10 protein-coding genes are annotated in these 18,157 nt (G+C 54.8%); 4 read left to right on the top strand and 6 right to left on the bottom strand.

The genetic code is table 11. From position 1 onward, the window contains the following. The first annotated feature begins 2 nt into the window (after window positions 1–2). Both BPHY_RS01190 and BPHY_RS41605 read left to right on the top strand, forming a co-directional pair. On the top strand, window positions 3–1,742 hold the full coding sequence (locus BPHY_RS01190) for a nuclease-related domain-containing DEAD/DEAH box helicase (RefSeq protein ID WP_012399661.1): 1,740 nt from the start codon (window positions 3–5) through the stop codon (window positions 1,740–1,742). Then, window positions 1,735–2,727 (top strand): hypothetical protein, encoded by a 993-nt coding sequence (locus BPHY_RS41605; RefSeq protein ID WP_012399660.1) that lies wholly within the window; start codon window positions 1,735–1,737, stop codon window positions 2,725–2,727. The genes BPHY_RS01190 and BPHY_RS41605 overlap by 8 nt, the downstream gene beginning before the upstream one ends. Here the strand turns inward: BPHY_RS41605 and BPHY_RS01185 are convergent, their stop codons facing one another. Both BPHY_RS01185 and BPHY_RS01180 read right to left on the bottom strand, forming a co-directional pair. After that, window positions 2,728–5,700, bottom strand: a complete 2,973-nt coding sequence (locus BPHY_RS01185) for an SNF2-related protein (protein WP_012399659.1) — start codon at window positions 5,698–5,700, stop codon at window positions 2,728–2,730. After that, window positions 5,697–8,750 carry a hypothetical protein gene (locus BPHY_RS01180; protein WP_012399658.1) on the bottom strand — a complete coding sequence of 1,018 codons (3,054 nt, stop codon included), beginning with the start codon at window positions 8,748–8,750 and terminating at the stop codon, window positions 5,697–5,699. The genes BPHY_RS01185 and BPHY_RS01180 overlap by 4 nt, the downstream gene beginning before the upstream one ends. Window positions 8,751–9,145: 395 nt before the next feature. Between BPHY_RS01180 and BPHY_RS01175 the strand changes: the two genes are divergently transcribed. Next, window positions 9,146–10,333, top strand: coding sequence for a hypothetical protein (locus BPHY_RS01175; RefSeq protein ID WP_012399657.1), 1,188 nt, complete (start codon window positions 9,146–9,148; stop codon window positions 10,331–10,333). 49 nt (window positions 10,334–10,382) lie between these two features. Here BPHY_RS01175 and BPHY_RS41600 read toward each other — a convergent pair whose 3' ends face one another. The 4 genes from BPHY_RS41600 to BPHY_RS01155 all read right to left on the bottom strand — a co-directional run bounded on the left by BPHY_RS41600 (window position 10,383) and on the right by BPHY_RS01155 (window position 15,793). Continuing rightward, window positions 10,383–10,940, bottom strand: coding sequence for a hypothetical protein (locus BPHY_RS41600; RefSeq protein ID WP_157686503.1), 558 nt, complete (start codon window positions 10,938–10,940; stop codon window positions 10,383–10,385). Window positions 10,941–11,633: 693 nt separating this feature from the next. Continuing rightward, complete coding sequence (locus BPHY_RS41595; RefSeq protein ID WP_012399655.1) at window positions 11,634–12,230, bottom strand: hypothetical protein; 597 nt, start codon at window positions 12,228–12,230, stop codon at window positions 11,634–11,636. Further along, window positions 12,220–14,454: a hypothetical protein gene (locus BPHY_RS01160; protein ID WP_157686502.1), complete on the bottom strand. Its 2,235-nt coding sequence runs from the start codon at window positions 14,452–14,454 to the stop codon at window positions 12,220–12,222. The genes BPHY_RS41595 and BPHY_RS01160 overlap by 11 nt, the downstream gene beginning before the upstream one ends. Continuing rightward, a complete protein-coding gene (locus tag BPHY_RS01155; RefSeq protein WP_157686501.1) occupies window positions 14,438–15,793 on the bottom strand; it encodes a hypothetical protein in 1,356 nt (451 codons plus the stop codon). Before BPHY_RS01155 ends, BPHY_RS01160 begins: the two co-directional genes overlap by 17 nt. 626 nt (window positions 15,794–16,419) lie before the next feature. Here BPHY_RS01155 and BPHY_RS01150 point away from each other — a divergent pair. Beyond that, entirely contained in the window at window positions 16,420–17,856 is a 1,437-nt protein-coding gene (locus BPHY_RS01150) for a YifB family Mg chelatase-like AAA ATPase (RefSeq protein ID WP_244257552.1), read from the top strand. The last annotated feature ends 301 nt before the right edge of the window (window positions 17,857–18,157 follow it).

Here is an 18,157-nt window from a genome sequence, read left to right as displayed (position 1 = left end):
CCATGGCGATCATGATCCCAGATGTGTCACCGGACCAGATCGTTCACGGTTCGGAGCGTGATGTCTTTATCGCACTGCGTGACCAACTTCCCAATACCTACCGCGTAGTCCATTCCCTACCGTGGCTACGCCCCGAACGGGATTCCGTCGACGCACCTCTGCGCGAAGGTGAAGCAGATTTCGTCATCTTCCACCCGGGGTACGGCCTGCTGGTGCTCGAAGTGAAGGGTGGTGAAGAGATGTTCGCCCGCGGCCATCAATGGTTTCGCAAACTGGCCAAAGGCGAGCGCAGAATCACTAACCCATTCGATCAGGCAAGGCGCAATATGCATGCGCTAACTAACGCTGTGGAAGAGCGCACCGGTGGTCGGCTCCCTCCCAGCAAATATGTCTATGCGTACGCCGTGGTCTTTCCGCATGGACGGGCAAAAGGACTTTTGCCACTCGATGTCGCTGATCAAATCCTCATCGACGTCGACCGTATGCCTGAACTTGAGCGGATGATCGAAAAAGCCTTCACCGCATTTCCAGGGAAGGCTGGCAAGCTTGAGCGCACCGAATTCATTGAGATGCTCGACGTTTTGATGCCGCGCTTTCAGATCGTGCGACCACTGTCGCCCCAGATCGAAGCCGGTCGCGAAAAACTGCTCGAACTTACTGAAAATCAGGCACTCGCCTTCCACGGCCTGTTTGCGAACAAGCAATTGCTCATCGAAGGCGTAGCCGGCTCAGGCAAGACATTACTGGCGATGGAACGCGCTTTAGCATCCGCACGCCAAGGCATCCGATGTCTGTTTGTGTGCTACAACAAGGAACTTGCTCAATGGCTGCGCGAGCAACTTGGCGCCGATCCGAGCCGCGCCGAAATCGCCAAACTCATTGACGTCTATCACTTCCATTCGCTGGCCGCTGAACTGGCGAAGGAGGTCGGTCTGCCATTCGAAGTCCCTACCGATCAAGCCAAGGCACGTCAATTCTGGGATGAGGATGCAGCGTCGATTCTCGAGCGGGCCGTAGCAAGCCTCGTTGCGATCGGGGAACCGCGTTACGGTGCTCTTGTTGTCGACGAGGCCCAAGATTTTGCCGAACTTTGGTGGTACGCACTGTTCCCTCTCGTTAAAGACGGTGAGGATGGGGCAATTTTCGTCTTCATGGATTTGGCGCAGAGCCTTCGAGCCAGTGCCAGTCCTCCACCGTTCGAGTTTCCTGCACGCTATGCACTCAACGTCAACTGCCGCAATACCAAGCGGATCGCGCGGCTAAGCGCCAATCTCGTGCCCATTGAAACGCTCTCTCCAGCGGGCGCGCCCGTTGGCGTCGACGTGCGCATGCTCCGCGCGACTGCGCCAACTCAACAGGCAGGTCTTGTTGCGAATGAATTGCGTCGGATGCTCGAAGTTGAGCACCTTGCACCTCATCAGATTGTTCTCATCGGCCCTGCTGCTAAAGAGCGGAGTAGTCTGAAGGGGCTAAGCGAGGTCAGCGGTACAAGCATCGTTACATCTGCATCTGAATGGCGAACCGGCAAGGGCGTACTTTGCACAACCGCGCGCTCATTCAAGGGGCTCGAGGCAGACGTCGTCATCGTCTACGATCTGGCTGCATTGGGCGCAGGCTTCACGTCCGCCGATCTTTATGTCGCGTGCAGCCGAGCCCGCCACGTCCTGATCCTCGTATGCCATGATGAACGCATCAGATCAGTTTTGGAACAAGCTGATGCAGTGAGCCGATCAAATGCTTGAAAATCTCGATCAAAACACGCTGCGCCAACGCCTTGGTTTTAGAGCAGACCGCGAGGACGTACCAGCGGTCGACTCTGTAGCAGAAGCAGCGCGAACTTGCATTCAATCCTGGCGCTCTCCGGCGCGCGCACGTGTAACTACATATCTGCATCGACAGTTTATCGCGGCCGGATTCGACGAAGGTCTGGTCCGCAACCGCGTCACGGACGTCATCGACGCGCTGATCGACATTGGCGAGTTCACTCGTATTCGCCTCGATGGAAAGGACAGTCTGGCATTGTCTAGGCCGTCGATTGTCAGCATCAACGACGGCTCCTTCATCGTGCTGGGTAAGGTTGCTGCCCCTTTGCCGAACGACTTTCACGGTCCTCGCTATACGCGACTGACATCGTCCGTGCCGGTTGCCCTCGAATCGGTGCCGTTTTCTGATTGGATTGGACCTGCCGGTTTCCATTTACATCTAGCACGGCGAGTCGGTGGACAAGCCGACAGCACGCTCCGAGAGTTCTGGCGGTGCTTAACGGATGCGGTTACCCACGAGGGGAATCCGCTTGACCCCGTCACAATGAGGGCCGTAGTCGGTTCGCCTGACGCTACAGTCTGGTTTGGCCGATGTGATACCCCTGAAGTTTCTGGTCGCTGGGCTTCGACAGTTCCTAATGGCACATGGTGCGGAGTTCGGCCTGGCCGTGCGCCCAACGAATGGCATCCAATCCTCGCCACGGTGGAGGGTTCCGCAGCACAAGCCTTAGACCTTTACAACTGGGACGAGTGGGCGTGGGCGCTGCTCGCGCGAGGCGTCGTGACTGAAACGCCCGAGAATTCAAACTGGCGAAACGGTGTCCTTACCTTTCAGCATCCCATTCCAACCCAATTCGTTCGTGCAATGCGCCTTCTCGGCGGACCGGGGCCGAGGGCTTGGACCTGGCAAGTAAGCGAGGCGGCCAACCAGTGCTTCGATAACTGGCGTCGGTCGCAAAGTTGATTATGCGACCGTCAGCGTAACCAGTTTGTACTGGCTGAACGCGGGCTTTACCAGTGCCTCGGCCAAACCGGCGAAGCGGGCAAGTCTCACCTCGCGTGCATGCACCGCCATGTCTCGGGCATTACGAATCGTGCGGAAACGGCTTCGCGCAAATCCTTGCTCGCTTGTTTCTAGGTTTTGAGCAACCGCGTCATCAAGTTGCGCTTGCCTCAACAAGACAAGGTCGGTTGCCTCCGAGTCGATAAGATAACGTCTGCTTGCGATTCTATCTTGAAGATCGATGCGTTCGCCGAGTGAGCGTTGATGCCGGTTTGCATACTCTTTGCGCAGCAACTCAAGACCGGAATTCCGCGCGGTTTTAAGTTCAGCAGTCAAACCGGTGACCGTCCCTTTGGAAAGGGTCCGATCCTTGCCATGCACCGTCAGACTCCATGGCATCAGAAGTGCGTCGGCGATACCTGGTTCAGCGAGGTTCCAACCGCCATCGACATATTGTGCAGCCAGAACATCCAGGCGAGGTGTAAGGACGCTATTGAGCCAAAAACGGTCTGCGCGGAGATCCTCCTCCATGTTCGCAATTGCATCCAAGATGGGCTTGCGCTCTTGGCGTATGTTCGTTTCCTCCAGACGAGGCAGTACCGATGACAGGTCTGGTTCAGATAGGTGGAGTTCTCCCGGGATCCAACTCAAAATCGCGATTAGATAGACCCCACGTCGTGCTTCATCTTTAAGTGGATGCCCCTCAGGGAAAAGCACTTCAACGCATGCAGGTCCATCCTTTCCGATTTTCGCCCACTCCGCTAACAATGTCTCATGGACTGGATCTCCATGATCGAGAAAGTTAAGCCGAGTCACGGGGTTATCGTCGACATGAACAGTCGCGACAGGCGGCGACTCAAGAGCACGCCGGCGGTCGAGATAGGCATAGCGCCGGCCGTCGCCAGGATCGACGCCGGGAAGTAAAAATCGCGGCTCTATCGGTGCTTTTGAATAAGGAGAGCGGTAGTAGTGAAGCAATCGGAATTTTCGTGACGGCGTGTCCCTATCCTCCCCAGACCAGAGGCGCAGACCGTTTGCAGATTTGATGAGGCGCATCCAACTTCGAAGTGCCACTTCACTCCGCACGATCGCGCGACGCGCGTCTGAGGGCTCGAGAACTGGGCCAAGTACCCCGACTCGATCGAAATAATCAGCGAGGGCGCGAGTCTGCTTGGGTCGCCAAGGCAACTCGTCTAATAGTGGCGTGTGTAGAACTTCGCTGCCATCGCTCGCAACAGCGCGTACTTCCTCCGATAGGGAACGCCAATCATCGTTGTTCGCAGCAAGAGCGGCCTCGACAATATGTTGACTGACGATGTTGATTTCATCGCCGTCTAGGCGGATGCTTCGCTCGAATATCCCAAAGTCATCGAGTATCGAGACCACGCGTTCGTCGACCTGACCGCGTTGGCAGATCGTAAAAATATCGATGTTGCGCTCGCCGGGTTGATGCTCGAGGGCAGCACTTCCTAACCGGTCAAGGCGACCGATCCATTGTTCAACTGCAATGGGCGACCACGGGATACTAAAGAAAATAAGTTTGCGAGCGTGTTGGAGATTAAGTCCAACCTGCGCCAGGTCAGCTGCGATGAGTAGTTGAGCCTCTCCATTTACAAATCCGCCAAGAGACTCTCCGTACTCAGCAAACAGATCCACGATGTCCGCGGTAGCGGCAGCATCGCGGTTTCGTTTGACCGTGATGGATAGTGGTCGTCGACGCCCACGAGCGCCTATCTCTGGCAGGTATTGCGGAATGGCGGTAGAAAGATAATCGACAGTTGGATTGTCCTCTGCAACGACAAGTACGGCCTCCTCGGGATCTACGTTCCAGATATCTACCAGTAAGTCAATCAACGCTTCAAGACGGCTATCACCGTTCCCGGCGTCGAGATGTCTAGTCGCGGCTAAGAGGAAACCCTCCGGATCCCGCTGATCACGCCGTCTTAGAATGTTGATCCGCTCACTGAGCGCCCGTGGAGACCGCAGGGCAACTTGGCCAAGGCGCGCTAGATCGGTTGTGGCATCATTTTCGGCCGAACGGCTTATGAATTTCCAAACCTCTTCTAGGCGCGCATTTTCATCGCCCGTGGACTCAACCGCTATGCGATGGTGCACACGTTGAGGCAGTAGGTCTGGGAAGTCTCGGCGCCGCGTGTGAATCACCCTGCGAAGAATACAGTGGGTACGGGCGAGCGTTGCGAGACTTGTTTGTTCTGGCGGCAACGCAAGACCTACTTGCATCCATTGGTCATGCGTTCCGTTGGCAGCGAGTGTTGCAATCGCGGCTTCCCGCTCGCGCAGCACAATCTCCGGAGTCTCCGACGAACGCGCGGCCAACGAGATGCGCGCAGGTTCGAGAATCGTGAGAAGTTGTCGGAACGCTTGAGCATCTTCAAGCCTTGGCGTTGCAGACAACAGCAACAATTGCCGGAAGTCTCCGGCAACCTCCGCGATACGCTGTCGTGCATCACTCTGCAGCCGATGTATCTCATCAACGATCAGAAGGTCGTAGACGGCCGGATCGATCTCCGTGACTGACCGCAACTGTTCATAGTAGGCGATCCGTACGTGTGTGCCAGTTTCATCACGGGGTGGAGCGTGATCGAGTGGAACAAAATGGGCACGCGATTGGCACTCAAGTAGCCACTGCGGCGCCAGATTTTCCGGCACAAGGATGAGCGCACGATGTTTCGGATTTTGAATCCTGAGCGCGTTCAGCACCATCAAAGCCTGGACTGTCTTTCCGAGACCCACCTCGTCGGCAAGCAAATGGCGGATACGGCTATCGGTAAGAACCCGCTGGACGTTGGCGAGTTGGTGCGGGTATGACATCGCAGCGACACCGGTTGCGCCCCCAAGGCCAGCGATCTGGCGTTCGACTGAGCGGCGCAACGCCTGGACTCCAAGGCACAGATCGACGAAGGGATCGTTCATAGCGAATTCCGGCTCTTAATCGTCATTCTCAGTGCTGCATAGCGGATTGCCCGCGCAGAAAAACCATCAGCAAGTAATCTCTCGGTCGCTCCTCGCCATGAAAGTCGCGAAGCCACAGAAGGCTTGGCAAACAGCCAGTAGGCCGACTCAACCAGATCACTACTCCAGTGGCGAACGTGATGCGATGGCCCATGGGTGGCAATCCAACGGTGAAGCAGGTCGATGACATCGTCGGGAAGCAACACATCAAAGTCCGACCGACTCAGTAATTCGCCAGCCCCAAGCGGTCGCAGTAGGTCGACGAGTTCAACAATTGCTGTCTCCGACGAAGCAGCGCATCGGGCGCGTTCCCAATCTTCACTCGTCTCGCCAACGTCGATATCCTCGTCGGGATCAAATGGGCAACCATCCCCGAGAGATGTCAGTTCCAGGTGCAAAATGGTATAGGCATTATTGAACAGATCATCCAGCGCAGCCCCCACTTCCTGATCTACATGAATGCAACTCTCGTGGAGCAAGACACTTAGACCGCGTCTCTCTAACAGCCGTAGAAGGATACGATCCAAGTGGGCGCACTGAGTTTGACTCAGGCCGGCTTTGGCATACCCAACCTGCAACCGCTTGCACACTTGAAGGAAGGCGGGAGCGAAGGACGTCTCGCGACTTTTGGATATCTTTGACTCCCGGTCAGCCCAGTCTGCTCCGCAAAGTTGTCGAACCAGCCAGTGGTCAAGTTGTTGCACGACCCGGCCGCGGCGCATTTGTGTGATTGGATGGTCGACACTGGCAGCCGACCACGAAAGCAAAGCTTCCACTACGCTATGTGCGTCGGCGGCATCACCGCGTCGCGCCTCGAACTGACGAAGGAGGCGCGTTGGCATGGGTGCAGCATGCTCATCGCTTGCGTGCCAAACTTTGGGGCCGACACAAAGTCCGCCTGTTATATGTGGAATCCTGTTGCCAGCGCGGTACAGGGTGATATGTGGGCCACTAACACCGCCGGTCGATGGCATGACGTCAAGTGGATTTTGTGGCGACGCGAAAAAAAGGGCCATCTCGCCCGTTTCATTCACGGCAGTTAGATTTCCAACTGCATCCTGACGCCACGCAAACGGCGCCGCCGCCTGTTCAAATCGAAAGTTCGAGTCGACCAAGCCTTTAATCAAGACGCGAAGTTCGACGGTCTTCGAGAGAAGGAGTCGCTCGAGTACTTCCTCCGTAAGCATTGAATCCCAAAGTATGTCGTCGCCGTTAAGACAACAAGGCGTATCGGGCAAAGTGCGAGTTGCCCGAGCGCATTCGCGACTGTCACTCAACAACCGCAGTTCGACTTCAGCCTCTTGCAACGAGGCTTCGCTTTCGAAGCGCAAAACGACTTGTCTTTCAACGAGATCAGCGATCGCGCCAGTTCCAGCAGCGATGTCGACGCTTACTAGACCTTCATCGTCGTCATAGGGAACAACCTCGAAGACCTTTGACTCTCCAGCACCGTATTGGATCTTGTATATCCCGATTTGGTCCGCATCAAATCCGGCAAGAATGCGGTCAGTGCCGTCGATATGCGATTCACTACCATCAGGTTTTATCAAGTGTACGGTACACGCGGCCCCAACCGCAGTCACCTCGAAGGCTATATAGCTGTTTAATCGGAATCGGCGTTTGGGACGATGCTGCTCTAGTTCTGGTTCGCCGACGAAACTAAAGAGCGAAGATCGGTAAACCGACCACCCGTAGTTCTCTAGCCATTCAACGCCATCCGGCTGACCCACGTCGATCTTATAAACACGCAATCCGGCGACACGGCCCAAGAACTCTGCTGATTTAGGTGGATTTTCGTCAGCGATTAGAACGACGACATGCGAGTTGCCGATGACTGACTTTGATAACCGCTGAAAAGCGTCGTCCTCCGCAGTGAAGTCTGAAAACAGTATAGGAGTCGAGGTGTTGACGCGAAGGCTGTCAAGAAACTCTTTTGCCTCGGGGGGCACCGGTAACTCACCAGTACGTTCGATCAACGGTGCATCCGTCGGCGGCAAAAGAGCCACATTCAACGGCACCGGATAGTCTGAGAAAATATTCCGACTCGGCACCGGCTGCCCCCGTCCCCACAGGAATGCTCGCCATCGGATTGCATCGAGTGCTTCTCTAGCAACCTCGCGAGCAGGCACGTCTAGTTGCGGGAACTTGAGAGCGAGTAAGAGCCCTTGGTCGGTTGACCGTAGCACGAGTTGCGCAAAGCGTGTCTCCTCGACCGGAATTTTCCCACGGACACGCCGGACGGGTTGCATCATCAGCGCCTTCTGCCGCTTGCGGGCGTCCCTCAGCGCAACCTTTGCGATCTCATCGTTTGCCAAATCCGCTGCGATTCGCCCAACCGCCGAATTGGCTATCGCATGCTGATGACTGGGATCCAAGAACTGCCGAACTACCGCCGCCGCAGTTCGCTGATCCTCGAGCCAGGCGGCCAAGCGACCGCCACCTCCCAGATGAGCGCGATTGCGAATAGGCGCTATCAAGGCAGCGTCACTGCCGCTGAGATCTAGATGCGTCCGCACATCTCGCAAGGCTCGCGCTAGAGGTCGGTGGAGTTCAATTGGCAAGATCGCGTGTAACACGGGCCAAGCGATATGGCAAAACGCCCGGTTCCAAGGCGAATCTGCCGGAGCAGCAAAGCCGAAGCGAGCCGTTGACCGGCGAAACAGGCTCGAAAGCTCCGAACGGTCTGCAAGGGAGATTTCTCCCAAACGTTTCGAAAAAATTGGCCAGAAGTCAGTACCGGTGCCGCGGTAGATGTAGCCGATCTCGGTCGCCGCAACGAGCAGCGGTAGAGAATGAGAATCCCACCAAGATCCTTCAATACGATGGCGGCGCAGGCATACTTGTACCGAGCGTAGTACCGCCAGCAAGTCTGCCTCGGAGAGGTCGTGCTCAAGAAGATAAATAGGTCCATCGCTGCGCGCGGCGCGCAGCGCATCAAAGTGGGCAGTCAGCGATGAATGTACCCGCTCAAGTTCAGCCTCGCCCCCGATATGGCCCTCTAATGCTTTCATTATTTTCGCCGCAATAGTAGTTTATTTTGGTGAAGCGACTCAATTCCCCGTATGGGATACTACATGCCTGCCGATTGTCAAACAAGCACCTTACCGCGGTGACAATGCTCCGCTATTTCTAAGCGCGATCTCAACAAACGCGCTCACTGCTCGGCGTTCTTTCTCACCGCAGACGCAAACGTTTAGCAGCCGGATCGCGCGATTTCCGATGAACACTGTATGGCCTATGGTGTAACCCAATTTCGGACCGCAGGTGGTCATTTGTATGCAAATCTCTGTTGTGTCGTTGACGCGTTAATTATTCGAAGGGTAGATTCTTAACGGCCTTGGCAATACCTCGTGTTTCAAAAACGCCAAATGTTTCGGCCTGAAGTATCTTCGCACGAGGCGAACCTATGGGATTTGCATTTACGCGCCGGCAACTTTATGAGTTGGTTTGGCAAAGGCCCGTCTCGGTGGTCGCAGAATCGTTGGGAGTGTCCAACGTCGGATTGGCAAAGGCCTGTCGCCGAGGGGACATTCCTCTTCCGCCGCGCGGCTACTGGGCCAGACTACATGCCGGTCAACACGTTACCCGTAGTCAACTGCCACCACGCGGGCCTGGTGCGTCAGATCGTGTCGATATCGGATCCGGAAAGCCTCAAGCATTTCGGATCGACGACAATGATGATGGATCGATTGCTGAGTACGAGATTCCGCAGCCTCCGGTCTACGACGAAACGCTTGAAGCGATTGAGAAGCGCATCCGTCAAAGCCTTCCCCAAAAGTTCCGTTACGTGCATGAACTCGAGAATTCCCAACCGCTCATCGCACAGTTGCTGCGCGAAGATGACGTTCGTCGAAATGCGATGGCGAAGTCAGGTTACTCTTGGGACAAGCCAAGATTTGAGAGTCGCTTCGAGCAGCGTCGACTGATCTTCTTGAGTAATCTGTTCAGACTTCTGGTGGCGCTCGACGTCCGATGCACCATCCGGGGAAGAGAGGCTCGCCAAATCATTCTCCAGGTGGGTAGTCAACACGTAGATTTAAGGGTCGATTTGCTTGAAAGTCTGCGGCCTCGCAAACGGATACCTGGTGGGAAATCGGGTGCACTGATGGCGTTGGAGGTCCGAGTTGCGCGATGGAAGCACGACGACCCCGAGGAGCGGCTGTTTTGGAGCGATGGTCCGACGGGCAAACTCGAAATCCAACTTCGTGATATTGCGGTGGCGTTGGTCCTGACCGGCGAGCGACAATACCGCAAAGCGAAACAGTTCTCCTACGAATGGAATAAACACTTTGCCGAAGACCGCATAAAACGGATCGGTGAAGCGGCGCGAGCGGCCGAGGCGAGTGCACGCGAAGAACTCGCGCAATCCGAACGGGACCGTATCGGAAGGTTGCTCAGCCAAGTAACCGCCCATCAACAGGCGCAACTGGTTCGAAATTATGTTTGCAAGGTACGGGACTCAAAGCACGCTCTCGACGAACGCGCTTTCGATGGCGATTTTGAAGCGTGGAGTCGCTGGGCGCTGTCGGTCGCCGATCAAATTGACCCGTTGTGTCAATCTTTCGATACTGAAAGAAAGGCCAACAATGAATGACGATTTCAGTGTTCAGTGGACAATCGCGCGTTTTTTAGCTCATCCGGAGCTAAGGGTTTCGCTTGCGGCTGGCGAGCCGTGACTGATGCTGCTCTACGTATGCACGGATTGACTCCGGATGGCTGTGCCCGAGATCAACCGAAACGGCCGCCGCCACTGAGGGAGCACTAGTATCTAGTCCAAGTTCTAGCCTCGCGAGGGTTTCCGCCGCAATTGCGTCGTTAGCGAACTTGGATCGAAAGCTTTTAATGCCGGCGCGCCGGGGCGCACCTGCTGCGGCAAATGCTCGCCCAAATATTTTCGAGATGGATTTATCTGTCAAACCATTACCGTCCCGAGCTGAGATGAACACAGGTCCTGTCGCCACTTTATCGAACCAGCCCATTTCCTCCAGGAAGGTCGAGCGCACATCATTGATAAAGGAAGCAATCTCGATGGCTAAAGACGGCGGAATATAGAACGCATCCCGATAGCCGAACTTTTGCCGATCTGGTACGCAGGCGAGCCCGCGAGCGTCCATCGCCTCAAGCCTACCTGGCGAAAACTGTTCACAAGCAAGAGAGTTAATGGATTCCCGCCGCCAACCGACTCGATCCGCAATTTCCATAATCAGGAGATTCCTTACGGCGACGAAGTACGTAAAGTTTGCCCTGAAGTAGTCTCTTATGTACGCTTTGTCTTTTTCCGTAGCGACGTAGGCGCGAACCGTCCGGGGGTTCTCATGCACCCTCCTGAACAGGAGAGGATATCGCTCATACGTTCTTGACTCGTATCGACCGCGCCTTCGCGAATTTACGTCACTGTCACCTAGAGTTGAAGCGATAGAGCATTGGCTAGGGCCCAAAAAATACTCAAGATTGTGCGTGCACCTATACCAGTTAAGGAAATGGTAGATATGTATAAGCTTGGCATTGACAGTACGTTGCGCTGTCATCTTGTCATGATTGGAGTTTATTCGCCTACAAACCCTTTCGACTTCCTGATCCCGGAAAGATCGGAGAAGTGTATCGGTCGACTCCTCAAACCCCAACGATCCGAGTTTTTTCTCTGTGCGTCGATTGTCATCCTTCGAAACTACAACCAAAAAGTACCTGTACGCCGCAACGCCAAGTATCGCAGACTCGACAGTCTTCGGATCGCTCCCAATTCTATCAGTGAGAAAGATTGCGTAGTCAACTAAGGGCCATACTATTCCCATAGTGACGGGATCATACGCGACGACATATCGCTTCGCGCCGAATCGTTTCCACGACAATCTGCCACCACCAAACTCCGATGCATTCCGTTCGATCATACTTCCTCACTTGAGGCGTGTCACAACTGCACCTTTCACGGCGGTCTTGGACTCGACGGCCTTTGACACTTCATCGCGGAAGCGCTTTTGAAGTGCATACAGTTGATTCTTGAGTTCGTCACGCTCCTGTATAAGGGCAAATCGCTCTCGTCGCAGATCAACCAATTCTCGCTCAAGGATATCCAACTGCCTAAGCGCCCTCTTATGCGCTCGCCGTCGGGTTGCCTCCGATTGCTCAAGCAAAGTCCCGCCTTTGCTCTTCAATTTTTCGATATTTTCCAAAGCGCGTTGAACCCGAACTCGAAGTTCTGCATAGCGCTCCAAGGTTCCATTTCCGATTGTCTGGACTTCGATCTTTTCGACGTTCAGAAACGAGCAAATAAATGATGTATCAGTCCACCTATTGAACTGTCTGAGCGATTGCGGAGGTGAGTTGGACCTCTTTGATTCGCTCCAGCCTTCGGGAGGTGACATTACCGCACACTGTTTGACGAAACGCTCGATCAGATTCAGTTTCGTTTCGATATTGACTTTGGCTTTTGCTTCAGCGTTGTACGCGACCGTCGGCTTGCGACCGGATGCTCGTGTGGCGTTATTGCGCATATGACATACCTAGACGCGAGCGCAGCGAAGCAATAGCCTCATCAAGTGATTTCAGTTCCCTTCTGCGGCGCGCCGTTTCGAATGAATTTGGATCGGCGGAGTTCATGCTCGCACTCAACTGTTCACGCTCAAATTCTAGGTTCTCTACATAGGCGGCCTTTGTTAGATGAAATCTGCAGTTTGCACAAGTAGTTGCATTTGCTTTCTCTTGATGTACGTGCCCATCTTCAATCGAATAGCATCGCGCCGCCTTCTGATTAGTCGCCGTTCCCAACATACATTCGCCGTGACTGTATGGACGTGGAAAGTGGCCGCGCTGCTTGACAGCGTTGTAGACGGCATCGGACGCCGAGGACTTCGCGAATGAGAGTACTTGTGCGAATCTTGCGTGCAACTTCCGCACGTATCGTGCATATCCGCCCGCGTATGGTTCGCCGGCTAAGATTGCAAATACCTCCTCCCCCAGCTTTTGGTCGCCTACCTGACGTATCTCCTTTTCGAGATCAGCCATCTCCTCCATGTAAGCGCGGCGACGATCATCTGTCTCAGTAGGAATTGTCCGAAAGATGCTCTCAATATCGGCTCGCGACGCGGGGTCGGTCAGATACACGAGGATTGATTTGAGATCAACGTGGCCGAACTGGCGAGCAATGGCCACAATGTCGGCATTCTCGTATCGGTAAAAGAATATCAACGCATACATTCGTCGAAAGATATGCGTTGTTCCAAAGGATAGGGTAGCGGTTCCAAGCGCTTCTCGCACCAGGCTAGCGGCGTCGCCTTGTCGTCCGTAGGAATGGAAATCGAACCAGATCCGCTCGGTTCCAATACCTTCCGCCACGCTCAATCGTCTGTACGAGAACAACGGAATTTCGTCGAATGGGGTGATTTCGTTTGCCGGCAGGCGCGCTTTATCAATCCTAGTGAATAGCGCCTGAATTTCTTCGAGCGTACGTATTGCATCACATGTCGTCTCATTCACGTAGAAAGGCATTCGTTGCCTGTAAGTCTTTGCGACATAAAACTTTACCTCATAGATGCGAAGCGCCTCGCTGCGAACGGTAAGCGATCCACACATGAGGCCAACCATTTTGTGACTGACTTCGCTCTTCCGACGTGCATTCATAAATGCGAGAAGCACAAAACAGGCAGCCATCAGTCCTGTAATCGCGCTTCGCACTGAATGTTGAATGTACCCATGCGTGGTAGCGTCCAAGGATCGTAACTCGAACGGAAGAAGATTCTCTAGATCTCTACGATTCTCTGAATTCTGCAGAACTGTTGGCAAGCGTTCGCCAATATCACTTTTGCGGTGTTTCACGGCGGCTTCTACCTCAACAACCATTTCCTCCAAGAGCGCAAGGAGAAGGGGTGCCCGTTCGTAAACCCAAATCATACTTACTCTGAATATCTTCCCTGCTTCACCGATGCTCAGATTTCTTGTTCGTGCCTCGGGCAAGCCAAGAGTTCTTGACAAAGCATAGGCGTCAGGGAAAGGACAGTCCTTGAGGCCATAACCATGCTGGGCATCGTAAAGGAGATTCGCGGAGGCCAACCACGACCTTATCCTGCTAGCGCTATATTTCCTGATAGATGTATCTGACGTGTCTACAAGAGGATCGACATTGCAATATCGTAGATATTGGGCCTTGAGGTATTCTAAACAATGGCTGTACGCTGTACACAAACGCGCCTTAATCTCCCTACCGGCATATTGTTTTTCGAAATCTTTTTCCCTTATACCTGCGCGGCGAGCTCGATTGTTCAACATTAGCGCTTCCGGCCAACCTCCTACTGCCAGTTCATTTGCAATCGCCAAGAATTGCAAAGGCGTCATTGATTCGATGACAATCACATTTCGAACCCACATGGCTTCGTAGAACATCACGATTTCGATCAAATGAACCGAGACCCGCCGCGTTCGCGTATGAGAATCACGAGTTCTGCTGATGAAGTTGTCAAGTCCTAACAACATTGCCGCAACGATGTCGTGACGTGTGCTCAGTGCGACGGGCTCGGGGAATAGAGCATTCGGCGGCATAAAATAATTATTTAAGTCGAACGTAACAAATTTTTCTTCCTCCCGCCTCGCGTCTGAGCGCTTGAGACTGATCACAGATTCGTCGGATATGCTCAAAAACCCGCTGGTTAGAAGCATATTAATAGTCGACGGCGCGAACCGCTCGGATCGACTAATTTTATGCTGGCTATTCTTCAGTTTCACTATCATCGTCGTTCACCAGTGGCCTGATCATCGGCCAAAATGTGCTGGATCGGATGTAAGACTTTAGGGCCAAGTTAAATATCATTGCCGGACCGTGCCACGCCATAAAAGCCTGCTCATTGGCAACCAGCAGCCGATGCCAATTATTTGCGTAATATTCCGAAGTGGCCCATATCTCCCGGACCCGTGCTTTTCCGACGATGATCCGATTGTTCGGGCAGCCGTCGCCCGCGTGGCAACGCTTGGCATCACATACACCGTCAAACAGCCAACCGGGATCGGGAGGAGAATAGGGTGAGGAGCAACTTGTTCCGTCGCCTATAGGAAAGAGCAGATTTTTGTCCACAAATCGTGGGTCGAATTTCTTTGCGAAAAATTCACGGTCGTCAGAAATTGCAAACTTTATGGTCGCGTCGAGGCGACGTTTATATTCTAGGTTTATTGCGCTCGAATGGAGTTGGGTTGATAACTGGTCAAAATAGTGGGCAGTTGTGTTTAGAGACTGGTGCCCAGCGTCCTGGCGGATTGTTTCAAACTCACGTCCGGAGCGAAACTTATCCAAGGTCAGCATATGGGTGCGAATTTGATCGTTTGAAAACCATTGCATTTTTAACTGAGTGAGAAGTATTCGTTTGGCTTGATCCGGATTTGTAAATGGCTCCGTCATAACGGTATTTTTATTGTTCCAGCAGAACCAAATGCGATTTTCATCAGGCCCAATATGTCCAAACTTGCGCAGTTGATCATGGTTCCAGATTAGTAGTTTGATCGCGTCGTAGGCAGGCTGATTTTCGCGAGTAATATCGACAGTTGGCGTAAATCTCCCGGTCTTCCCCTTGAACGCGTCGACGGAAAAGGAGCCGTCTGGGTTCTCCTTGATCCAATTTCGCTGCACGCTACGCAGACTGTGTCCGTTGAACCGAGTGTGGATCAGAAGTGCGAGGAAGGCGGCAAGGAGTTCTCGCATATGAATATTGCGGCTCAGAAAATAAATGTGCTTACTGTGTAGCCCCTCGGTTCGATCTACTGGAATCTGATAGAAGTCCAACAGCGGCTCGAAGACCAGATCCTTTGCCCATGACTTCCGCTCCGGATGCCGCGGATTCCCTCGGGTATTTGCATACCGTACGATGGCGGAAGCTATGCCGCTAATGCTGCACTCGCCCAGCAGATTCATTCGGTAGTTGGTCATGCCACCGCGCAAATATAAGCCAACGAGTTTTGTCTCATCTTTCGTTGGTCGGTACTTCTCCATATCAGTCATTCGCTCTCGAACTTGTCGCCAGAACCGCAGTTCGTCACGGCATCCTTGTCGGAGCCGCTCGATGTCTGCCGTCATACGCTCCACCTCTCGTTCCCTCAACTGTTCGATCGTGGAGTGAGGCGTCGCGCCGAGTGGCGCTTGAAGGTATTCGGGGCCGATTTCTTTGACAGACTCGCTAAGGGTTTTGCGCGGTACTCTGTGTACGTTCAGACTGGTCCTGAAATAGGTTCGGTGCTTCGACACGTGCTCAGCGAAATACTCGCTAGGTACATCTTCGACTACCACTTTCCGAAAGTGGCTTGACGATCGGATTAGCGTTGTCGGCCCCCATGTTGCTGCGAGCCTAGAACGCAGGAGATCCTCCACTGCGCGGAAGCACAGTGCGACTTCATAACGGCCTACGCTTGAAATTGGCAACGCAAGGAAACGTCGTACACCAGGACTTATGCAACATTCGGAAGCGAGAGCAAATAGTAGACGCACATTGCCACTATTAAGCCGTTGCTGGTGGCTCCGAGATTTCAGTTCTATAAGAGCAACATACAGCCAACTGTCAGCGAAAAGTTTGGCCGTCGTCAGATCGAATTCGTCCTCCCGCTCGTAACACCGACCGTAGAACGTCGCTGAGGTCTCCACGGTCAGGATTCCAGTCACTCGCTGTCTATTCATAACGTACTGAATAAATGGTCCGGATGAGCCCTGTGATTCAGTCTAGTTGTAGTCAGTGCGAAATCAAGGCGACATTAACTGCAACCGTCAATCTGGCGCCCGCCGACCTTCCGAAAGAATCGGGCCGCTTCGATCTGCCCATCGCGCTCGGCATCCTCGCCGCGAGCGGACAGATTCCCGTCGAATCGCTCGCGCAACGGGAATTTGCTGGAGAACTATCGCTGACGGGCGCGCTGCGTCCGATGCGCGGCGCGTTCGCCATGGCATGCGGCACGGCGCGCGGTCATCTTTCGTATGCCGAGGTTGCGCTGGATCATCCCGAAGACGTCGATGACCGGACCGCCTGCACACCGGAACTCTATCTGCCGCTGGCCAGCGCGAAGGAAGCCGCGCTCGTGCCGGGCGTCGCCGTATATGGCGCAGCCGATCTGCCATCGTTATGCGCGCACCTTGCTGGTGATGCGGACGCGCGCTTATACCCCGTGGCGGCCGCGACGCTGTCGAACGATGCCCTCGTCGCTGCACCGGACATGGCCGACGTGATCGGCCAGCGCGGCGCGCGACGTGCGCTCGAAGTGGCGGCGGCCGGCGGCCACCACATGTTGATGATCGGCCCGCCGGGCGCCGGCAAGTCGATGCTCGCGGCACGGCTACCCAGCCTTCTGCCGCCGATGACCGACGACGAAGCACTGACGTCCGCCGCGCTGCTCTCGGCGAGCGCGGCCGGCTTCACGCCCGCGCAGTGGCGGCAGCGGCCGTTTCGCGCACCGCACCACTCGTCGAGCGCGGCCGCGCTGGTCGGCGGACGCAATCCGCCCCAGCCCGGCGAGATCACGCTTTCGCATCTCGGCGTGCTGTTTCTTGACGAATTGCCCGAATTCGACCGGCATGTGCTCGAAAACCTGCGCGAACCGCTGGAGAACGGCCGCATCACGATCTCGCGCGCCGCACTCCAAGCCGACTTCCCGGCCGCCTGTCAGCTAGTCGCCGCGATGAATCCGTGTCCGTGCGGCTGGCGCGGCGATCCCGGCGGCCGCTGCCGCTGCACACCGGAAGTCGCGGCGCGCTATCTGCGCAAGCTGTCGGGGCCGTTGCTCGACCGCATCGACATCCAGATCGAAATTCCGGCGCTTTCGCCGGCGGAACTGTCGGCCCGCTCGACGGCGACGGGCGAACCGAGCGCGCCCATTGCCGTCCGGGTCGAAGTTGCGCGCGAACGCCAGTTGCGGCGGCAAGGCAAAACGAACCGCGAACTCAGTGGCCGGGAAGTCGACGAGGTGTGTCGTCCGAACGGCGAGGGCGAGCGGTTGCTGCGTGAAGCGGGCGAGCGCTTCCGCTGGTCAGCGCGTGCCTACTATCGCGTGCTGAAGGTGGCGCGAACCGTTGCCGATCTGGCCGGCGACGATATGCCGACTGCCGCTCAGGTGTCCGAAGCCGTGCAATACCGGCGTGCATTCGGCAGTCAGTAAAACGCGCATTCGACAAAAAGAACATGTCAAGACTTGACTTATGCACATTTTCGGGCAGCCGATAGATTTTGATACAACTGAAAGCCAGTTGTGGGGCACTTCCGCGATGCCATTGATTTTATTGAACTTTTGAAAATGCCAAGATTCGGGGCAAAGTGGCAAACTGCCCGTCCGATGGGCATTTGCGGCCTACCGCACAGAGTTACTAACAAAGTTATCCACAGATCCTGTGGGTAACAAAAAAAGTTCCGTGTAAACGCGGTATTAGCGTTCTTTTCTGCGAAGAAACTTTCACTTGATG

The sequence above is a fragment of the Paraburkholderia phymatum STM815 genome (genome assembly GCF_000020045.1).
Lineage (GTDB): Bacteria > Pseudomonadota > Gammaproteobacteria > Burkholderiales > Burkholderiaceae > Paraburkholderia > Paraburkholderia phymatum.
Note: the sequence above shows the minus strand (reverse complement) of the source record. Positions and strands in the feature narration are given on the sequence as shown.

Coding starts and splice junctions, on each gene's coding strand:
- BPHY_RS41595 (WP_012399655.1), bottom strand. CDS start 12,230: ATGCGCAATAACGCCACACGAGCATCCGGTCGCAAGCCGACGGTCGCG.
- BPHY_RS01155 (WP_157686501.1), bottom strand. CDS start 15,793: ATGACGGCAGACATCGAGCGGCTCCGACAAGGATGCCGTGACGAACTG.
- BPHY_RS01175 (WP_012399657.1), top strand. CDS start 9,146: ATGGGATTTGCATTTACGCGCCGGCAACTTTATGAGTTGGTTTGGCAA.
- BPHY_RS41605 (WP_012399660.1), top strand. CDS start 1,735: ATGCTTGAAAATCTCGATCAAAACACGCTGCGCCAACGCCTTGGTTTT.
- BPHY_RS01190 (WP_012399661.1), top strand. CDS start 3: ATGGCGATCATGATCCCAGATGTGTCACCGGACCAGATCGTTCACGGT.
- BPHY_RS01180 (WP_012399658.1), bottom strand. CDS start 8,750: ATGAAAGCATTAGAGGGCCATATCGGGGGCGAGGCTGAACTTGAGCGG.
- BPHY_RS41600 (WP_157686503.1), bottom strand. CDS start 10,940: ATGGAAATTGCGGATCGAGTCGGTTGGCGGCGGGAATCCATTAACTCT.
- BPHY_RS01185 (WP_012399659.1), bottom strand. CDS start 5,700: ATGAACGATCCCTTCGTCGATCTGTGCCTTGGAGTCCAGGCGTTGCGC.